19 protein-coding genes are annotated in these 19,775 nt (G+C 65.7%); 15 read left to right on the forward strand and 4 right to left on the reverse strand.

Annotation, left to right across the window (positions count from 1 at the left end):
* From ACNQR1_RS23705 to ACNQR1_RS23745, 9 genes are read left to right on the forward strand one after another with little or no spacing between them, the layout of a single operon-like run.
* A complete protein-coding gene (locus ACNQR1_RS23705; protein WP_418048132.1) occupies window positions 1-843 on the forward strand; it encodes an ABC transporter ATP-binding protein in 843 nt (280 codons plus the stop codon).
* Complete coding sequence (locus ACNQR1_RS23710; RefSeq protein ID WP_418048133.1) at window positions 830-1,702, forward strand: ABC transporter permease; 873 nt, start codon at window positions 830-832, stop codon at window positions 1,700-1,702. Before ACNQR1_RS23705 ends, ACNQR1_RS23710 begins: the two co-directional genes overlap by 14 nt.
* 11 nt (window positions 1,703-1,713) lie before the next feature.
* A complete protein-coding gene (locus ACNQR1_RS23715) occupies window positions 1,714-2,811 on the forward strand; it encodes an LLM class flavin-dependent oxidoreductase (RefSeq protein ID WP_418048134.1) in 1,098 nt (365 codons plus the stop codon).
* 33 nt (window positions 2,812-2,844) lie between these two features.
* On the forward strand, window positions 2,845-3,504 hold the full coding sequence (locus ACNQR1_RS23720) for a YcnI family protein (RefSeq protein WP_418048135.1): 660 nt from the start codon (window positions 2,845-2,847) through the stop codon (window positions 3,502-3,504).
* Between the two features lie 4 nt (window positions 3,505-3,508).
* Window positions 3,509-5,038, forward strand: a complete 1,530-nt coding sequence (locus ACNQR1_RS23725) for a copper resistance CopC/CopD family protein (protein WP_418048136.1) — start codon at window positions 3,509-3,511, stop codon at window positions 5,036-5,038.
* An 8-nt stretch (window positions 5,039-5,046) separates the two neighbouring features.
* A complete protein-coding gene (locus tag ACNQR1_RS23730) occupies window positions 5,047-5,964 on the forward strand; it encodes a MetQ/NlpA family ABC transporter substrate-binding protein (protein ID WP_418048137.1) in 918 nt (305 codons plus the stop codon).
* Between the two features lie 31 nt (window positions 5,965-5,995).
* Window positions 5,996-7,177, forward strand: a complete 1,182-nt coding sequence (locus tag ACNQR1_RS23735) for an acyl-CoA dehydrogenase family protein (protein WP_418048138.1) — start codon at window positions 5,996-5,998, stop codon at window positions 7,175-7,177.
* The gene (locus tag ACNQR1_RS23740) at window positions 7,066-8,481 is read left to right on the forward strand and encodes an NtaA/DmoA family FMN-dependent monooxygenase (RefSeq protein WP_418048139.1); all 1,416 of its coding nucleotides are present in this window, start codon (window positions 7,066-7,068) and stop codon (window positions 8,479-8,481) included. Before ACNQR1_RS23735 ends, ACNQR1_RS23740 begins: the two co-directional genes overlap by 112 nt.
* A 35-nt stretch (window positions 8,482-8,516) precedes the next feature.
* Window positions 8,517-9,314 carry an SDR family NAD(P)-dependent oxidoreductase gene (locus ACNQR1_RS23745; protein WP_418048140.1) on the forward strand — a complete coding sequence of 266 codons (798 nt, stop codon included), beginning with the start codon at window positions 8,517-8,519 and terminating at the stop codon, window positions 9,312-9,314.
* A 10-nt stretch (window positions 9,315-9,324) separates the two neighbouring features.
* Here the strand turns inward: ACNQR1_RS23745 and ACNQR1_RS23750 are convergent, their stop codons facing one another.
* Window positions 9,325-9,735, reverse strand: a complete 411-nt coding sequence (locus ACNQR1_RS23750) for a Dabb family protein (RefSeq protein WP_418048141.1) — start codon at window positions 9,733-9,735, stop codon at window positions 9,325-9,327.
* A gap of 158 nt (window positions 9,736-9,893) precedes the next feature.
* Between ACNQR1_RS23750 and ACNQR1_RS23755 the strand changes: the two genes are divergently transcribed.
* From ACNQR1_RS23755 to ACNQR1_RS23780, 6 genes are all read left to right on the forward strand, one after another.
* Window positions 9,894-11,012 (forward strand): ABC transporter substrate-binding protein, encoded by a 1,119-nt coding sequence (locus tag ACNQR1_RS23755; protein WP_418048142.1) that lies wholly within the window; start codon window positions 9,894-9,896, stop codon window positions 11,010-11,012.
* 25 nt (window positions 11,013-11,037) lie between these two features.
* Window positions 11,038-11,865, forward strand: coding sequence for an ABC transporter ATP-binding protein (locus ACNQR1_RS23760; RefSeq protein WP_418048143.1), 828 nt, complete (start codon window positions 11,038-11,040; stop codon window positions 11,863-11,865).
* Complete coding sequence (locus ACNQR1_RS23765) at window positions 11,846-12,685, forward strand: ABC transporter permease (RefSeq protein ID WP_418048144.1); 840 nt, start codon at window positions 11,846-11,848, stop codon at window positions 12,683-12,685. The genes ACNQR1_RS23760 and ACNQR1_RS23765 overlap by 20 nt, the downstream gene beginning before the upstream one ends.
* A 158-nt stretch (window positions 12,686-12,843) precedes the next feature.
* On the forward strand, window positions 12,844-13,917 hold the full coding sequence (locus ACNQR1_RS23770) for an LLM class flavin-dependent oxidoreductase (protein WP_418050473.1): 1,074 nt from the start codon (window positions 12,844-12,846) through the stop codon (window positions 13,915-13,917).
* On the forward strand, window positions 13,914-14,675 hold the full coding sequence (locus ACNQR1_RS23775; RefSeq protein ID WP_418048145.1) for a DUF1684 domain-containing protein: 762 nt from the start codon (window positions 13,914-13,916) through the stop codon (window positions 14,673-14,675). Before ACNQR1_RS23770 ends, ACNQR1_RS23775 begins: the two co-directional genes overlap by 4 nt.
* A 4-nt stretch (window positions 14,676-14,679) precedes the next feature.
* Window positions 14,680-15,594: a 2-hydroxyacid dehydrogenase gene (locus ACNQR1_RS23780; protein ID WP_418048146.1), complete on the forward strand. Its 915-nt coding sequence runs from the start codon at window positions 14,680-14,682 to the stop codon at window positions 15,592-15,594.
* Between the two features lie 11 nt (window positions 15,595-15,605).
* Here ACNQR1_RS23780 and ACNQR1_RS23785 read toward each other — a convergent pair whose 3' ends face one another.
* Genes ACNQR1_RS23785 through ACNQR1_RS23795 form a run of 3 tightly spaced genes read right to left on the reverse strand, consistent with a single transcriptional unit; the run spans window position 15,606 to window position 19,770 of the window.
* Window positions 15,606-16,937 carry an NtaA/DmoA family FMN-dependent monooxygenase gene (locus ACNQR1_RS23785; RefSeq protein WP_418048147.1) on the reverse strand — a complete coding sequence of 444 codons (1,332 nt, stop codon included), beginning with the start codon at window positions 16,935-16,937 and terminating at the stop codon, window positions 15,606-15,608.
* Entirely contained in the window at window positions 16,937-18,151 is a 1,215-nt protein-coding gene (locus ACNQR1_RS23790; RefSeq protein ID WP_418048148.1) for an acyl-CoA dehydrogenase family protein, read from the reverse strand. The genes ACNQR1_RS23785 and ACNQR1_RS23790 overlap by 1 nt, the downstream gene beginning before the upstream one ends.
* The gene (locus ACNQR1_RS23795) at window positions 18,148-19,770 is read right to left on the reverse strand and encodes a rhodanese-like domain-containing protein (RefSeq protein ID WP_418048149.1); all 1,623 of its coding nucleotides are present in this window, start codon (window positions 19,768-19,770) and stop codon (window positions 18,148-18,150) included. The genes ACNQR1_RS23790 and ACNQR1_RS23795 overlap by 4 nt, the downstream gene beginning before the upstream one ends.
* Between the last annotated feature and the right edge of the window lie 5 nt (window positions 19,771-19,775).

Below are 19,775 nucleotides of genomic sequence, written 5' to 3' on the forward strand. Positions count from 1 at the left end.
ATGCCCCAGGCAAGCATCGCCGAATCTCCCGCCGATACCGCCGGTGTCAAGATCCGCGCCCGAGGCCTGCACAAGGAGTTCCCCCATATCGGCAAAGGCGTCAAAGGCGCGCCGACCGTGACCGAGGTACTGCGAACCTTCGACCTCGACATCCGTGAGGGTGAATTCCTGGCATTGCTCGGCCCCAGCGGGTGTGGCAAGTCCACTTTCCTCAACATCCTGGCGGGCCTGGAGAGCTACGACGGCGGTGAGCTACTGCTGGACGGCTCACCCGTACGCGGGGTGAGCAAGAACGTCGGGGTGGTCTTTCAGAGCTACGCCCTGTTCCCGTGGTTGTCGGTACAGAAGAACGTCGAAGTCGGGCTGAAGGTGCGGTCCATTCCATCGGACGAACGCCACAAGACATCGCAGCGGATCCTCAAAACCGTTGGCCTGGAGAACTTCGCGCACCACCTTCCCCATCGTCTCTCCGGTGGTATGCGCCAACGGGTCGCGATCGCGCGATCGTTGGCCTACGACCCCGAGGTTCTCGTCCTCGACGAACCGTTTGCCGCGTTGGACGCCCAGACCAGAGAGTTCCTTCAGAACGAACTGTTGCGGATCTGGGAGTCGGGTGCGCGCAAGAAGACGATCCTGTTCGTCACCCACTCCATCGATGAGGCGATCTTTCTGTCGGACCGGATCGCGGTGATGACGAAACGGCCGGGTTCGGTCAAAGACCTCATCGACGTGAGCCTGCCGAGGCCACGCGACGACGATTCCCGCGCCAGCGCGGAATTCGGCCGTGTCCGTGGTCAGGTGGCGCAGATCCTCAAGGAGGAGGTCGAAGTTGGTAACAACTGAAGCGGCTACTCCCACAGCCGGACAGCCGAGACCGACCGTCGAGCCTGCCCCCGGCGCGTCCCCGCGAACTCCCCTGTGGCGTGCACGGCTGGCCAAGTACGACAAGTATCTCTACGGGGCTGTCGGCATCACGCTGGTGGTGTTCGCCTGGTGGTCGGCAACCGCCACCGGGGTGCTCGACCCGAAGTTCCTGACACCGCCGCACACCGTGCTGAGCAAGCTCGCCGACGGACTGGCCGCCGGGGGTGATCTGCGCCAACAGGTATGGCCCAGCTTGCGCCGCGGTCTGTCAGGCTTCCTGATCGGGACCGGACTCGGCGTGGTTCTCGGCATCCTGGTGGGCTCGGTCCGAGTGCTGGAGAAGGCATTCGACCCGGTCCTGCTGTTCTTTCGCAGCCTGTCGATCCTGGCGTTGTTCCCGGTGTTCCTGCTGTTCTTCGGCATCGGCGAACAGTCCAAGGTGGCAATCGTCACGTGGGCGGCGTTCTGGCCGGTCTTCATCAGCACCGTGAATGCCGTCAAGGGAGTCGAGAAGATTCTGCTCAACGCGGCGCGCACGCTCGGGGCCGGACGCGTCTACATCTTCACCCGGGTGGTACTACCGGCCTCCGTCCCGAACATCTTCCCAGGAGTGCGGCTCGCGGCGTCCTACGCCTTCACCGCCTTGGTGGCAGCCGAATACCTCGGTGCTACAGAAGGAATCGGCATCTACATCCGATCCAGCCAGGAGAGTTATCAAATCGCGGCGATGTATTCGGGAATCGTGGTGCTCGGCATCATCGGTGTCACCCTCAACCTCCTGCTCGCCGGGGTCGAAAAGCGCTTGACTGCCTGGCAACTCGGTCTTACCAACAAGTAGACGGGCGGCATATGACACAACTATCGGTACTCGATCAGGTGCCTGTCCCGAGGGGGACGAGCAGCGGCGCCGCGATCCGCAGCAGCGTCCAACTCGCCCGCGAGGTGGAAGATCTCGGGTATGCCTCGTACTGGTTCGCCGAACATCACCTGGACCAGGGCCGAGCCTCGTCGGCGCCGGCGATCCTGATCGCCCTCGTCATCCAGGCCACCAACCGGATCAAGCTGGGTTCGGCAGCGACAGTGCTGCCGTTTCACACCAGCCTGGAAGTTGCCGAGGAGTTCGGTTCGCTGGCTGCGGTGGCACCGGGCCGGGTGGTGCTCGGACTCGGCCGTTCCAAGCAGGGCTACGGCAAGTCGGCACCCTACCGGGAGATCAGCGAGATCCTGACGGCGGTCACGGCGCACCCGGGGAGTCAGGACGGCGATATCGCCGTGGCGGCCAACGGCAGTGACTTCCTGTTCGAGTTGCTCGGATATCTGTCCAACGCTCCACTCACGGTGCCTGACGACGAGTCGCGCATCCGCGAGATCCTCAACTACCTTGAGCGCCCGGTCGCAGTGGTCGGTGGCGAGGAGTACCGGGTCTCCCCCGGCTATCAGGAGGATCTCGGGCTCGCCGTGTTCGGCGGTGAATCAGGCTGGAGTGCGACCATTGCCGCCAAGTACGGTCTTCCGCTCTTCGTCAATGCGCACAGCGTCAAGAACGACATCGTCGGCACGGTGCAGCGATACCGGGACGATTTCCAGCCGTCCAAGCGGCTGGACTCCCCCTACGTCGGCGTATCCGCACACGCCATAGCGGCTGAAACCGATGAGTTGGGAGCGCGTTTGGAGGAAACGTATCTGCGGACACTGGCCAGTCTGCGGGCCCGTGGAACCTATCTGCCGTCCGAACCGGTCACCGGCGGCGGGTTCATCGAGCCGGACAGCCAGAAGTTCGCCGACTCCCGTGCGTTGAGTTTCGCCGGTTCCCCGGGATTCGTGGTCGACAAGCTGCGCGCCCTGACCGACAGCGTGTCCGCCGACGAGCTTCTGGTGAGCACCATCGTCTACGCCCCTGAGGACCGCAGCGCGTCCTATCGCCTTATCGCCGAGAACTGGGACTAGATCGCAATGACCATGACCTCGAAATTCCTTCGCATGTTTGGTGTTACCGCTGCCGCGGTGACGGGCATCATCGTCACGGCGGCACCAGCGGCCGCCCATGTCCGGGTGGACGAAGGACAGCAACCTCCGCGGGGCGGCTACGGAATCGTGCGGCTCATCGTGCCGACCGAATCCGAGCGGGCATCCACGATCGGCGTGACCGTGACCGTGCCCGACAACATCGAGCTGACCTCGGCCCGCACGTTGCCGATTCCCGGGTGGACGGCGGATGTGGAGACCGAGCCAACCGGCGACGGCCAACGGGTGTCCCGGATCACCTGGCGCGCGATCGACAAGGCCGGCGGAATCAAACCCACGGAGTACGGTGAGTTCGCGTTCTCCGCGGGTCCGTGGCCCGAGAACGCGGAAACCGTCTCGCTCCTTTCGGATCAGTCCTACAGCGACGGTTCGGTGGTGTCGTGGAACGAGATCGCCGTCGACAAGGACAGTGAACCCGAACATCCGGCACCGGTCGTGACCTTGGGAGCGGCGGAAGCGGGCCACGCGCATGACGGCCACGGCGCACCCGCGCTGGTAGCAGCCGAATCGGCGGACGGCGACTCGTGGCTGTGGCGCGCGACCTCGGTCGTCGCTCTCGTACTCGCGCTCGGGAGTTCCGCTGCCCTGGCCGTCGCGCTGCGGCGCAGGTCCTAGGGGTGTGCCGCGGACACGCGCCGCGCTGTGGGGGCTCATGATGATCGCCGCCGCAGCCGCAGGCCTGCTGTGGACGGCGGCCCCGGCCGCCGCTCACGCCACCGTCGTATCCAGCGCGCCGGCCGACGGCACACGCCTGGAGACCTCCCCGGCCGTGTTGACCTTCGATCTCGACGAGCCCGTCACGCTTGTCGACGGGTCGGCCCAGTTGATCGACGTCGACGGCACGCGGTACCCACTGGCGGGTCAACACCTGGAGGCCGGACGACAACGGATCGTGTTGCCGCTGAACGAGAAGCTGCCCGACGGTGCTTATCTGGCGACCGCCAGGGTGGTCTCCGCCGACACCCATGTCGTGTCGCTCTCGATACGATTCACGGTCGGCTCGGTCACCGAACAGGGGCAGTGGTCGCAGGTCGGTAGTGCTTCGGCAGTGGACCGGGCAGTGCTTCTGCCGGTCAAGGCCGTGGTGTACCTGGGCACGATCGGATCGGCGGGCGTGCTGTTGGCTGCCCGCTGGGCGTGGCCGGACACCCTGGGAACACAACGGTTCCGGACCGTCTACCGGATCGGGGCGGCCCTGCTGATTCTGGGCTTGCTCGGCAGGCTCTTCATACTGGCCGTCGAGCAGTCCGGGTCCGTCGCCGACATCTCAGGGGAGGCGGCGACAACGGTCGCTCGCACGCCGTTCGGGACCGTCCTGCTGATCGCGGTAGTCCTCAGCCTGGCGGCGTTGTTCCGTCCGGCGGTCCTCGGGCTCGTACAGGCCGCAGTCGCGATCTCCGCGGTCACCTTGGGAGGGCACGGCGGCTCATCCGTCTGGTCGTCCGTGTTCACCTTCGTCCACATCTACGCGGTCGCCGTGTGGTTGGGCGGGATGACCATGATCGCCCTGGTGCGCAGATCTGTTCCGCAGCGCTGGCACCGGGTCGCCGTCGCGCATGTGGGGTTGGCGGGCGCCGCGGGCGTGGTCCTGGCCGTGCTGCAGATCCGCCCGCTCGCCGCATTGACCACCACGTCATACGGGGTCACGCTCCTGGTCAAGATCAGCCTGGTGGCGGCGACGGCCGTCGCCGGGTACATCGTCTACCGCGCTGCGCGCACGCATATTCCGAGCCGGGCCGTGCTCGTCGAGACCCTGCTGGCCCTGTTGATCGTCGGGGTGACATCGTCGCTGTCGTCACTGACGCCGGCTCGCGCCAGTTACACCACGAACGTGGCCATTCGACTGGATTTCGGCGGGCCCGACGTGCTCGACGTCGATATCGACACGGTCCGGCGCGGCAGCCAGGTCGTCACGGTCCGCGACCCCGACGGTTCGCCCGACGCCCAGGTGGGTCTCGAATTGTCCTCAGCCCAGGCCAATGTCGCACGGCTGCCGGTGGAGCTCTCGCAGCACCGGACCACCGGCGACGCAGTGACGTGGCGGAGCGCCGGACTCATCGTGCCCGCGCCGGGACGATGGAAGGTCACCGTCCGATTCGACAACGGCAACGGACCGAAGCTGGCGTCGTTCTTCTACCAGGTGCTGTAGGAGGTTCAATGACATTGGTACGCAAAGTTTCAACTGTGTTCGCCGCGGTATCGATCGCCGCGGCGATGTCAGGCTGCTCGGACGATGTGCCGGTCGCGTACCCCGAGAATGCCTCAAGCGAAGTTCTGCGAATCCAGGTGGGCGGCGAAGGCTACCGCGATGTGTTGGAGTACGTGACGAAGAACCATCTCGCCGGTGACCTGAGACTGGAATTGGTGGATGCGGCCGCCGACGCCAATGCCCAGGTGGCAGAAGGCAAGGCCGACCTCGCCTTCTATCAGACGCAACCCGCTTTCCTCGGCAATCAGCAGGCCGACGACCACAGCACCCTGAGCATCGTGTCCAAGGTCGACGTAGCCCCATACGCCCTGTACTCGTCGAAGTGGAAGGATCTCAAGCCCACCGAGGACTGGGTCAACTCGAACCTGGTGGCGGACACGATCACCGGCACGAGTCTGCCGCACGGTGCCGAGGTGGCCGTACCGGAGACCAAGGCCGGGTTCGCGCGCAGCCTGTACCTGTTGCAGACCGTCGACCTGGTGAAACTCGACCGCCCGTTCGGCGGGCTGTCAGTGGCCGATCTGTCCGTTTCCGACGCCAATGTGCTGGATTCGCAACGACATCTGGCCATCCGTGGGATCGACTTCACCGAATACGCCGAGGACATCTATCACAACTACGACGCGGTGGTCCTGGACCCGACCACCGCGTCGTCCATCGGACTCGTCGCCGCCACAGACGCTTTGGCCATCGAGCCCGGACCCGGCAATCCGTACTCCCGTGTCCTGGTGGCGCCGGCCAGGCTGGCGGGCGATGCGCGGGTGTCCGCACTCGCACACGCACTGGAAGGCAAGGAGACAGCGCAGTACCTCAGCACCACCTACCGCGGGAAGTTCATCTCGGCGCAGGTGCCATTCGAACCGTGACACCGACCCGAACCGAACGAGGAGACCACACATGACGATTACCGCACCCGCCGACCTCGACGCGCTGCTCGCCTACATCGACGCCGGCGTCGTCGAACGTGACGACGCGGACCGCCACCCGTTCGAGGAGTTCGAGGTGATCCGGGCCGCCCGCCTCGGCGCACTGCGGCTTCCGGTCACCGAGGGTGGCGGCGGCGCGACCCTGACCGAGCTGTTCCGAACGGTCATCGCCCTCGGTGAGGTCGATCCCAACATCGCGCACAGCGTCCGCAATCATTTCAACTTCACCGAAAGCCTCTTGCGCCGGCGAGACAACGCTGACGGTCGGTGGCTCGACGAGGTCAAGGCGGGCAAGCTGTTCGGGACCTCGACCACCGAGTTGAGCGACAAGCAGGCGGGCAGGCGTAACCGGGAGTTCGAGACCACAATCACCGACGGTCCCGACGGTCTGCGTTTGACGGGGACCAAGTTCTACAGCACCGGCAACCTGTACGCCGACTACCTCGTCGTGAGCGCGACCGGTACCGACGGCGATCCGGTCCGGGTCGTGGTGCCGGCTGACCGCCCGGGGGTGCACGTAGCGCGGGACTGGGACGGAATCGGCCAGCGCTTCACCGGGAGTGGGACGACCAGCTACGACAACGTCGCCGTCGAACGCGAGAACCTCCTGAGCCGCGGAACCCTCTACGGCGAGCTGCCCTACTCGGCGACGTTCCCGCAGCTGTACCTCACCGCGGTGATCGCAGGGATCCTGCGCCGGGTGACCCGGGATGCGGCGGCACTCGTACAGGGCAAGCAGCGCACGTTCTATCACGCCTCCACCGAGCGCCCGGTCGACGATCCGATCCTGCAACAAACGGTGGGACTGCTGTCCAGCCAGGCTTTCGCGGCGGAAGCGTTGGTGGGCTCGGCCGCCGACGCGCTCTCGGATGCCTATGCGGCACACGGCACCTCCGATGAGCCCGACCTGTCACTGCGGGCGGCGCTGGCCGCCGCCAAGGCCAAGGTCGTCGTCGACGAACTCGCCTTGCGCGCCGCGGGTGACCTGTTCGATGTCGGCGGTGGCACTGCGGCACGGCGCAGTTCGCACCTGGACCGGCATTGGCGCAACATCCGCACGCTGGCCGCGCACAACCCGAGGACCTACAAAGCCCGGGCCATCGGCGCGCACGAACTGACCGGGGCGCCACTTCCGAACGGAGCGTTCTTCTGAACACGCGCGAACTGCATCTCGGGCTCAACGCTCCCGGGCTCGGCACCTATAAGTCGGCCTGGCGACGCAACGGCATCGACCCCGAGTCGACCGCGACCGGCGAGTTCTACATCCGCCTGGCGCAACTCGCCGAGCGCGGGCTGTTCGACGCGTTCTTCCTCGCCGACCAGCCCGCGCTGGACGGTGGCTGGGACCGCAATGCATCGGCGGCCAGGCTCGATCCGGTCATCGCCCTGACGACCGCCGCGGCACACACCGAGTACGTCGGGCTCGTCGCCACCGTGTCCAGCACCTGGCACCACCCCTACAATCTGGCCCGATCGATCCAGAGCCTCGACCGGGTGTCACACGGGCGGGCCGGCTGGAACGTCGTCACGAGCTACAGCCGCCGCATTGCGGGGAGCTACGGTCTGGACTTGCCACCGCCGAAAGCCGAACGCTACGCACGGGCCCGCGAGTTCACCGGAATCGTCGAATCACTGTGGCGCACCTGGTCACCCGGCGCGATCGTGGCCGACAAGGACTCCGGGGTCTTCGCGCGGTCGGATGCGGTCAACCCGATCACCCATACAGGAGAGTTCTTCTCGGTCGACGGCGGATCCACGGTGCCGCCGTCAGAGCAGGGCCTGCCGGTGATCTTTCAGGCCGGTGGTTCGGACGCCGGGCTCGACCTGGCCAGCCGCTACGCCGACGCGGTGTTCGCCTCGGCGATGACATTGGATGTGGCGCTCGACTTTCGGCGCAGGCTCGACGCCGCCGCATCCGTGCGGGCCTCAAGCCGGGCACCGGTACTCATACTGCCCGGGGCCGCCTTGACTCTCGCCTCGACCGACGAGGAGGCCGCACGGCGCCGGGAGGAGCTCGACGGAATCGACGGGTCACTCTCGGGACGCCAGTACCTGGCAGGCCGGCTCGGCCTGTCCCCCGACGAGCTCGATCTCGACGCACCACTTCCTCTGCACAAGGTTGACCTCGAGGAGCGCAAAGAAGTCAACTCCGAAGGCTTCCTGCGGTCGATCATCGGCCTCGCCGAATCCGGCAAGCCGTTGCGTGAGCTGCTGCGCGACGGCACCGGCCACCTCACCGTCGTCGGGTCGCCCGGCACAGTGGCCGACACATTTGAAACATGGTTCGCCACTTCGGCGGTCGATGGTTTCAACCTGATGTTCGACGTCATCGAGGAAAGCCTGCCGTTGTTCGTCGACGAGGTGGTTCCGCTACTGCAGGATCGCGGACTGCTCCGTCGCAAGTACGAGGGCACCACGCTGCGCGACCATCTGGGCCTCCCCCGGCCCCGGTGGTGAAACACCCGAACCCCGACAACACAAGGAGAATGGACGTGGATCTACAACTGACGGGCAAACGCGCGATCATCACCGGTGGCAGTAAGGGCATCGGGCTGGCGATCGCACACGCCCTGGCCTCCGAAGGCGTCGACGTGATACTCGCCGCACGCACCCAGGACACGCTGGAGAAGGCCGCCGCCGAGGTTGCCGAACGCAGCGGCAGGCGGGCGATCCCGGTGGTCACCGACACCGGCGATGACGAATCGGTCAAGGCGCTGGTGGCCCGCGCCGTCGAGGAACTCGGCGGCGTCGACATCCTGGTGAACAACGCGTCGAATCAGGCTGTGGGGTCGGGCTTTCCCGGCCTGGCCGGCACCAGTGACAAAGATTTCTGGGCCGATGTCAACATCAAGGTGGTCGGCTACCTGCGCACCGCACGCGCCGTCGCACCGCATCTGGCGACACAGGGCTGGGGCCGGATCATCAACATCAGTGGCCTCGGGTACCGCCAGACACATTCGATCGTGCGCAGTATCCGCAACGTCAGTGTGGCCGCGCTGACGAAGAATCTCGCCGACGAACTCGGACCGCACGGGATCAATGTCACGGTGGTGCACCCCGGCCAGACCCGCACCGAGACCAAGACACCCCAATACCAGGCCGCCGCAAACGCCGCTGGACTCGACGTCGCCGAGTACGAGAAGCAGATCGCCAACAACGCGATCGGCCGGGTCGTCGAGGCCGCTGAAGTGGCCGACGTGGTCGCATTCCTGGCCTCACCCCGCAGCGTCAGCATCACCGGCGACGCCGTCGCCGCCGGCGGCGGACTGCTCGGCACGGTCAACTACTAGTTGGCCGCCCTCATCGCGTTTCGTCGAGCAGTGCGGTCTCGGGGATCGCATTCAGGAGCGCAAGATACTCAGGGTCTCGTTGAACTCTGCGCTGATGCAGTTCGACGATCTTCTTCCGCAACTCAGGATCATCGTCGTCGGATACTCCGCTGCCGACGGTCTTCTGAAGCAGCGGCAGCAGGACCCGGTCGGCAGCAGCGTGAAGTGGATCGTCGAAATAGCGTTCGAGCGCGTCGAGATCGGCCAGCCCGATGCTGAACCCATGGGTGAAACCGTCGGCAGGATCACCCAGATCCTGACCGACGAACGCGAACGCCACCGGTTCTGCGCCCGCCAGTGCGGCCACCGCCGCGATCGCCCGGTCCTTGTCTTCCTCGCCGACGCCGGGTTTGAAGCTGAATCGCTGTGCACTGATGATCATGCGGACCCTTTCCACTCGTCACGTCAATTCACTGTGACGACCGGACATCCCGGCACAGCTGTGCTCACGCTGAATTAATCGGTGGTCGGCAATTCGCGGGAAGTTTAGCGTCGCAATTGAATCGGCAGAATTCTCGATCCGTGGAGAAGGTGGACAGGGTGACATCCAGCCGTATGCGGCATTTCCGGAAATCGTCGATTGCGCTCGGGTTGGCCGCTCTGGTCACGCCGGTATTGCTGTCCGGGTGCAGCGGCAAGGCCGACGACGGCGTCGTCACGTTCCGCTTCGCCAATTCGCCGACCGCCCTGTCGCTGGTGCGCATCGCCGACGAACTGGGTTACTGGAAGAACGCTTCAGTCCGTCCCGAGTATGTCGGGCCCGCCACCGCCGTGCCGGCGGTGCAGTTACTCGACCAAGGGGCCATCGATATCGCAACCGGCATGTTCAACAACGACATCGACGGAAAGGTCAAAGGCTTCAAGTTCACGGCCATCGCGTCGAGCATGCTCGACCTGCCCAACGAACCCCATATGGCCTATTTCACCAAGGCCGGGTCCGATATCACCAAGGACAATCTGAAAGCGATCGAGGGCAAGACAATTGGCCTTTCCGATTTCAACAGTTGCACCGACCTCGTGATCAAACGCTATCTGAAGAAGAACGGCGTGGACCTGGACCGGGTCAAGTTCCTGCAGCTCAAGCCCGAGCTCATCGCGCCCGCGATCGAACGCGGCGAAGTCGATCTCGGTGTGTTCCATCCTCCTCTCGTAGGTGTGCTGCTGAGTCAGCGCGACAAGTTCACCCAGGCCTTCACCTCCTATGACGAATGGGGCCCACTCGGCGGGCAGGCACCGTTTGTCGCGAGCAATGCCTGGCTCCAGAAGCACCCGAAGGCCGCACGGGAGTTCGTCGGCATCATCGCCAAGACCGCGAACTGGGCCAACGCGCACCCCAGGGAATCCGCGGAGATCGCGGGCAAGACCACCGGCTATCCGGTCGAGCAGACCACCAACTGGCACTACGCGCCAAACGCACTGCTGGACAAGGCAAGTCTGCGGCTATGGTGGGACCTGGTGAAGGACGTGGGCAATCCGCTGCCGGGCTCGGATGACCTCAAGCCCGAAGACATCGCCACCAACGCTTTCAATCCCTTTGCGAAGTCCGCCGATCTGCTGGAGTCCCAGGATCACAACACCACGATCCTCGACCGGGAGCAGAACACCGGCATCTTCAAGACCCATCTGGTCGACATCGCCGGGCTCGAAGACCAGAAGTGATCCGTTCGCATGAAAGTCGGCTGACATGACCCAAAACGTGCTCACAGAGCCGGCCTGGAAGATCGAAGCGAGTCGAATCACCAAGCGGTACCCCAAACCTCGGTCCCGATCGACCCAAGGGGCCACCACGGTGCTGTCGGGATTCGATCTCAAGATCAAGGGCGGCGAGTTCGTCTCGCTGCTCGGTCCGAGCGGTTGTGGCAAATCCACGTTCCTCAACATCCTTGCGGGCCTGGACACCTACGACAGGGGCACCGTTTCGATCGACGGCGAGCCCGTCGACGGCGTCAGCAAGAACGTCGGGGTCGTATTCCAAGGCTACGGGCTATTCCCGTGGCTGACCGCACAGAAGAACGTCGAGGCCGGCCTCAAGATCCGCGGGGTGCCCAAAGCACAGCGGCGCGACCGCGCTGCGGCGGTTCTGCGCACCGTGGGGCTCGAGGCTGCCGCGAACCGGCTACCCCATCAACTCTCCGGTGGCATGCGGCAACGGGTCGCGATCGCACGTGTGCTCGCCTACGAACCCGAGGTCCTGGTGTTCGACGAGCCGTTCGCGGCCCTGGACGCGCAGACCCGTGAATTCCTGCAGGGCGAGCTGCTCCGGATATGGGAGGCCGGTGAGACGAAGAAGACGATCCTGTTCGTCACCCACTCGATCGATGAGGCCATCTTCCTGTCCGACCGGATCGCGGTCATGACCCAGGCCCCCGGCACGGTCAAGACACTCGTCGATGTCGATCTGCCGCACCCCCGCGACAGCGATGTCCGGAACTCGGAGGACTTCGCCCACATCCGGGCGCACGTGGCACGAATCCTTCAGGAGGAGGTCCGAATTGGCCATCACGCTGGATGACCCCACGGCTGTGGAGGACCGCGACGACGACCTCGACACACCCAGTCCGTGGCTCGCCAGGTACGGCAGGTTCCTCGGCGGAGCGCTCGGTCTGACCGGGTTCCTGGTGATCTGGTGGCTGGTCGTGGCGACCGGCTACGTCAGCGACATGTACCTGGCCACGCCACAGGACACGGTCAAGGCGTTCGTCGACGGACTGCTGGACGGCACCTTGAGCTCGGAGATCTGGCCCAGCGTGCAGCGCGCCCTGATCGGCTTCCTGATCGCACTCGTGGCCGGGATCTCGCTCGGAATCGTCGTGGGATCCTTCACGATCTTTCAGACCCTCGCCGAACCGGTCCTGGTGTTCTTCCGGAACCTCTCGCTGCTGGCGCTGCTGCCGGTGTTCGTCGTGTTCTTGGGCATCGGCGAGGAGTCCAAGATCGCGATCGTCGTCTGGGCGTGCTTCTGGCCGATCTTCGTCAACGCGGTCGGCGCGGTCGGCGGTGTGGAACGCCAACTGCTGAACTCGGCCCGGGCGCTCGGCGCGGGCCGTTGGTACACCTTCGCGCATGTGATCCTGCCTGCCGCGATCCCCGCGATCTTCCCGGGTATCCGGCTGGCCTCGGCCAACGCGTTCACCGCACTGGTGGCCGCCGAACTCGTCGGCGGGGCACAGGGCATCGGCATCTACATCAACAACGCCGCCCTGCGATACCAGACCCCGCAGATGTACGCCGGGATACTCGCACTCGGCCTGATCGGTGTCGTCGTCAACGCGATGATGACCGGCATCGAATGGCGTGTCACCCGCTGGCAGCGGGGTTTGACGAACAAGTGACCCCCGCAGCATCAGCGGTTTTCATCAGCCCGATTCGAACAGGCGATACCCTGCCGGCGCTCCATTCCGGCTGGTGACGTCCATGGGTTTGACCATCCTTCCGGCACCCGGCTTGACCGGTGCGAACTAAGACGCTGCCGACGAGCGTTGAAGGCATCGTGAAGTTCCTGCTGCTGACCCTCATCGCGCACCATCCCGACCCTGCGACGGGCGAGAAGAAGAGCCCCGCGGACCGGCTGCGTGAGGTCGTCGAAGCTGCCGAGCTCGCCGAGCAGCTGGGCTTCGACGGGTTCGCGGTCGGTGAGCGTCACGAGGACCCGTTCATCTCGTCCTCCCCGCCCGTCGTGCTGAGCAACATCGCGGCGCGCACCTCGCGAATCGGGTTGTTCACCGCGGTGACCACGTTGAGCCTGCTCGACCCGGTGCGCGCGTTCGAGGACTATTCGACATTGGACAACCTGTCCGGCGGGCGGCTCGAGTTGATCATCGGAAAGGGCAACGGCGCGGCGCAGGCCGAGCTGTTCCACGTCACCACCGCCGACCAGTGGGACCGCAACCGCGAGGGCTACGAGTTGTTCCGCGCGCTGTGGGACCACGACCACGTGACCTGGTCCGGGCGGTTCCGACCGTCCCTCCTCGACGCCAAGGCACTCCCCAGACCTCTGCAGAAGCGGATCCGGATCTGGCATGGCAGCGCCACCAACGAGGACTCTGTCGACCTCGCCGCGCGCCACGGAGATCCCATCTTCTCCGCCAACGTGACGTATCCGATCGAACCCTATGCCGACCTCGTGCGGCACTATCGGCAGCGGTGGGAGTACTACGGCCACCGGCCCGAGGACGCGTTGGTGGGGGCTGGGACTGCCGGTTTCCACATCGCACCGACGTCGCAGCAGGCGATCGAGGAGTACCGGTCGTCGTTCGACACCCGCCTCGCTTTTGCCCGGCGGGTCGGGCTTCCGGTGGTGTTCGAGTCGATCGAGGACTTCGTCGACCGCAGCTCCGCACTGGTGGGCAGCCCAGAACAGGTGATCGACAAGGTGGGGGGTTACCACCAGCAACTCGGCCACGAGGTGATCCATCTGAGCGCCGACACCGACGGTGTGACAGTGGGCCAGAAACGACGCAGTCTTGAACTGTTTCAGTCCGACGTCGCGCCGGTCCTGCGCGAGGAGTTTCCGAGTCGGCCACTGGCCGCACAGAGTCTGTTGGAAGGAGTAGTCGCACCATGACCACGATTGAGAACGCCGCGGCGTTCAGCCAAGCCTGGAATGAATGGCACGAGGGCCGCGAACGCTATTACGGGGACCCACTGGGCTGGGTCAGCCTGACCGGATTGTATTGGCTGACAGACGAATTCGAGACAATAGCCGACCTACCAGGGCGTTGGCGAGCGGATGCCGACGCGGCATACTTCGAAGTGTCGGGGACGGCTGAACGCCTGGAACCAGTGGAGGGCGCGCCGGGACTCCTCGTAGCGGATGGGGACCGGCGGATCGAGGTCATTCGGCGTACCGGCTCCGTGGCCCTGCGAGTACATGACCCAAAGTCACCACACCTTCAGGCGTACAAGGGAATTCCGACCTATCCGGCCAGCGAGCACTGGCGCGTTACCGGCACGTTCACCCCCTACGAGCAGCCACAGAAGGTCACGACCGGCGCGGTCGTGGAGGGGCTGGAGCACCACCACAACGCCGTCGGCACCATCGACTTCGAACTGGACGGAACCGCACTGCAACTCGTCGCCTTCGGCCGTCCCGACGGCGAATTACAGGTGCTGTTCACCGACGCGACCAGCGGAGTGACGACCTATCCCGCCGCCAGGTCCTTGTCAATCGCCGCGCCCGATGGCGGCGGGACGGTGACACTCGACTTCAACCGGGCGTCGAATCTGCCGTGCTCGCTCACCGACTACGCCACATGCCCGGTGGCACCGGCCGAGAACAGGTTGCCCGTCGCCGTCGAGGCCGGCGAGAAGAATCCGCGATGATCCGGTGAAAGTCCTTGTCCCAGATGATCTCGGCGTCAAGACGTTGGAGACCTCCACGAACCTCGAGGCGGTCCGCTACGAGCCCGGCCAACCATGGCCGGCCGGGCATCTGGACGCCACCGTGGTGGTGGTCGGCTACGAATCCGCGGCGGCCGTGGGCTCACGGTTTGTCGAATTGCCGGATCTGCGCCTCGTGCAGACCCTCAACGCCGGATACGAACAGTGGCTGCCGTATCTACCTGACGGGGTCATCCTGTCCAACGCGCGAGGAGCGCATGGAGGCTCGTCGGCGGAATGGGTGGTGGCTGTGCTCCTCGTCGTCTACCGGAACCTCAACCTGTTCACCGAACAGCAATCCAGGGGTGTATGGCTGGCCAGAAACACCGAGACCTTGATCGGCAAGCGGATCGTCGTGCTGGGAGCCGGCGACCTGGCGGTCAACCTCGCGTCGCGGCTCGCGCCGTTCGAGGCCGAGGTGACACTCGTCGGCCGGCGTCCCAGGCCAGGCGTCCACGGGTTTGACGACATCGACCGGCTGCTGCCCGGTGCGGACGTGGTGGTCGCGATGCTGCCCGCGGACGACTCCACGCGCCACGTCATCGATTCCACGTTCCTGGCCAACCTGCGCGACGGAGCGTTGGTCGTCAACGTGGGCCGGGGCAGCGCCGTCGACACCGATGCCCTACTGGTGGAACTGAGTTCCGGCCGGCTGCGCGCGGCACTCGATGTCACCGACCCCGAGCCACTACCGCAGGGTCATCCACTGTGGTCGGCACCTGGCGTATTGCTCACCCCGCATGTCGCCGGGAGCACAACCGGCGCCTGGGAGCGGGCGTGGGAGATCGCGCACCACCAGATCGACGTCTACGCCGGCGGCGCCCTGCCGCCCAACCGTGTGCCGGGTACCGGTCGGCGGTGACCCCGCGGGCCTCAGCCCGTGCGGCTGGCTGTCACATGGTAGGGAGGAAGACCGAGGTTCTCCCGCAAGGTCTCGGCCTCGTACTCCTGACGGACCAGGCCCTTGTCACGCAGCAGCGGGATGACCTGGTCGGTGAACCGGTCGAACGAGTTGCCCCCGTGCAGCGTGAATCCGTCGCTGGCACGCACCGTGAACCATTCGGCGAACACGTCGGCCACCTGTTCGGGTGTACCGATGACATCCAGATGCCCACTGCCCCGGATCCGTTGGAGGAACTGACGCAACGTGATGTTGTCCACCTCAGTGACCAGATCGCGCAACAGCAGCCCACGGCTGACCCGGCGCTGGCTGGTGGCGAACGTCTCCCGGGACGGAATCCGTTCAGCCGGAATGACATCGTCGAGGTCCAGATCGGCGAAATCGAAGAACGGCGCCTCACGTGCGAGGAACTTGAGCCGGTCGGCGTAGAAATTGGGCTCGGCGAACACCTGCCGGTACTCGTCGCGCGCGGCCTTCTCGGTGTCGGCGATGTAGGTACGGATCCCGGGCAGCACGCGGAGCGCGTCGGGATGCCGGCCACCTGCCTCCACCAAACCCTTGATGGTGTCGTAGTAGGACCGGGCGTGGGCCAGGTCCGGGGTGGCGACGAACACCGCTTCACCGAATCGTGCCGCGAATCGGATGCCCTCCTCCGAGGCTCCGGCCTGGAACACGACAGGCAGGTCCTCGACGAGACGAGACACGTCGAGCGCCTGCTCGACCGAGTAGTACGGTCCCACGTGGTCAATGTTGCGAATTCTGGCGGCATCCACGGTCGGTGTACGACCATCCGTGAACGACAGCGCATCGGGATCCCAGCTGTCCCACAGCTTCACGACGACTTCGATGAACTCGGCTGCCCGTGCGTAACGTTCGGCAGGGGGAAGCAAAGGCGTCGGCCCGAAGTTCACTTCACCGTTGAACGAGGTGACGGCGTTCCACCCGGCCCGGCCCCCGCTGACGTTGTGCAGCGTGGCAATCTGGCGGGCCACGTTGTACGGCTCGAAGAACGAGGTCGAGGCCGTGACCACCAGCCCGATCCGCTCGGTCACCGAGGCCAGTGCCGCCGTCACCGCCAGCGGTTCGCCGAGCAGGCTCGGATCGTTGATGATGTTGTCCTTGTCGAACCCCAGGAAATCGGCCTTGAAGAACGCATCGATCTTGGCGCGCTCGGCCTGCTGCGCGAAGTCGACGATCCGTCGGAAAGCCGCACCGGGCGACGAGCCGTGGGCCTGCTGCTTGTCCGACCAGCCGCTCGGCCGGTCGAACAGGACCAGGTTCAGGTATTCCCGCCGCGGCGCCATCAGAAGAATCCACCGCGTGGGAGCGGCTCACCCGTGATCTCGTGGGCTCCGATGGCTTTCGCCTTGTATGTCTTGGGATTGTGCGCGGCGAGGGTCCGAATGTTGCGCCAGTGGCGATCCAGGTGGGCGCTGCGCCGGACGGTGGATCCGCCGCCGACGTCGAACAACTCCGAGGCCGCCCGGCTCGCCAGTTCGTCGATCACGACCTTTGCCTTGGCCGCCCGCAGGGTCGCCTCCAGCGCCAGCGCCTCTTCCTCGTCGGGCCGACCGTGTGCCTCGGTGGCTGCCCCGAGCGCCTCCGCCGCCGAGAGCACGAGCGCTTCGGCGGCGAACGCCTGACTGGAGAGCACGCCGACGCTCTGCTGCAGGATGGGATCGTCGACCGGGTTGTCGGCCGCCGCGTGATAGAAGGTCCGCCGCTTGGCCCGTACCAGTTCGGCGGCGTCACGAACGACGCGGCGGAGGATTCCGGCGATGACAGCGGTGAGATACAACTGCGGGAAGGTGCCCTTGTAGGGCACGTCGCCCCCGAACCCGCCGGGCGCGAAGAAGTCGTCATCCGACACCGCGACGTCTACGAAACGTGTTGTCCCGCTGCCGGTGAACCGTTGACCGATGCCGTCCCAGTCATCCTCAATGACGACGCCGGGCCTGCCGGCCGGGATGATGAGCCGGACGGTGTCACCGTGCTGGTCAGTCGCCACGACTACGAGCCAGTCCACATACAGGTTGCCGGTGCTGTAGAACTTCTCCCCTGACAAACGCAACCCGTTCGGCGTCTCGGTGATCGCGGTGGCGTACCGGTAATCGGGACTTCCGGCATGGGCAGTGCCCAGCTCGGTGGCTGATATTCCGAACAGGTCGCCGCTGCGGATGCGGTCGAACCAGCGAGCGTCCTCGGCGCGCGGGCGCCGGATGAGATTCTCGACGGTCCCCAGGTGGTTGCGCACGCTGTGTGCGACATTCGGATCGGCCTCACCGAGGGCGATGATCACCTCGAACAATTCGCGCAGGGTGGCACCGCCACCCCCGGAGGCGACGGGAAGGCGCAGTGCCCCGAGCCGGGCGCGGCGAATCAGGTCGAACTTGGCGAAGGGCGGCTCGCCACGGTCATCGCGGTCGATGACGCCGTCACCGATCTGCTCGATCAGGTCACCTAGTTCCGGCGAGCCGAAAGTAAGGGGTGCGGAATCAATCCGGGTATCGATGGTCATTCGCTGCGCCCGCCCTGGTCGTACTTCTTGAACGGCACGGTGTCGTCTTGCGCCAGTTCGGCCACCAGTCCCAACTCCCATGCCAGGTAGCGACGGAAACCGGCCTTGCGCCGCTCCGGATCTGATTCGCGCCAGCCCGACGGCACCACGTCGTCTGGCTCGTGCAGCCAGTGTTCGATCCCGGCTTCCAACACGTGGCCCGAGTCTGTCCAGGACTTCGTGCCGCCGTCGAGAACCTGAACCGGGCGGTCCGTGGCGCCGGCCAGCTCGGCTGCGGCGAACCGGGCCAGCGCCGAATCCTCAGACGTCAGCACGATCGGTCCGGTGCCGGGGATGTCCGTGGCAGCCAGGCGGGACCGGATCACGAACTGCGCACCGGGAATGTGGCCGGCGCGGTAGGCGGGACTGGCCGCCAGGTCGAGCACCACGACGTCATCGAAGGCGGAGTTCAGGTCGTCAGCGCCGATCACGCGGTACCCCTCGGCGGGGACATCGAAAGGCACTGGAGCGGGACCGGTTTCGAGTTCCTCGCCATCGAACGCATCGTCCAGCACGAATACCTCACCCCAGCCGATCTGGGTGATCCACGACGCGGCGACAGTCGCGCGGACGGTGTCGTTGTCGACGAGCACGATGCGGGCGTTGTGGGTGCCGACATGCCGGAATGTCCACGGTGCGACGTCCCAGCTGGGAGCCGAGCGTGAACCCGCCAGATGCCCTGCCTCGAACTCCTGCGGTGTGCGCACGTCCAGCACGTACAACGACCTGACATCGGTCTCGTCGCGGAACCGCTGCAGGGTGGCCTTGTCTATGCGGACGATCGCGAAGCGGTCGGCGAACCGGGCCGACGCCGCCTTGGCCGAGGCGAGGGCGTCGCCGCTGGGCAGGGGAACCGCGACGGCCTTGCCGTGGTCGAGGTCGTGGCCCTCCAGCACCCAGGATTGAGTGCCGCCTTCGAGCGAGACCACCCTGTTGGGCAACCCGGCGTTGATCAGCACCTGTGCGCCGAGAATGCTGCGGGTGCGCCCCGCGCAGTTCACCACCACCAGGGAATCGGGAGACTTGACCGCCTCGGCGGCCCGGTAAACGAGTTCGGCTCCGGGGATGGAGGTTCCGCCCGGCAGGCTGTGATTCTCGAACTCGCCGATCGGTCTGCTGTCGAGCAGAACGATGTCCTCCCCGGCCGCCACCCGGTCGCGGAACTCACCGACCGTGATGTGCGGGGTTTCGTAGACCTCCTCGATCCACTCCCCGAAGGCCTGTCCGATGACGTGGTCACCGCCGGACTGCACCTTGTACCCGGCATCTGCCCACGCACGCAGACCACCGTCGAGGACGCGAACGTCGGTGTACCCCAGCGCCGCCAGCTGCGCGGCCGCTCGCTCGGCGAGCTGCCCCTCACCTCCGTCGTAGACGACCACCGGCGTGGAAACCCGCGGAATTCTCGTCTGCACCCGCAGCTCCAGCACACTGAGGGGAATCGAGACCGCCAGCAGGATCGAACCCTGCGCAGCGGTCACACCGGCCTCGCGCACATCGATGAGCGCGTATTCAGCTCCGGCGGTGAGTAATTCGTGGAGCTTCCCCGCGGTGATCGTGGCGGTCGCGACTGTCGTCATTGGCC

This window comes from Mycobacterium sp. 48b (genome assembly GCF_048282725.1).
GTDB lineage: Bacteria > Actinomycetota > Actinomycetes > Mycobacteriales > Mycobacteriaceae > Mycobacterium.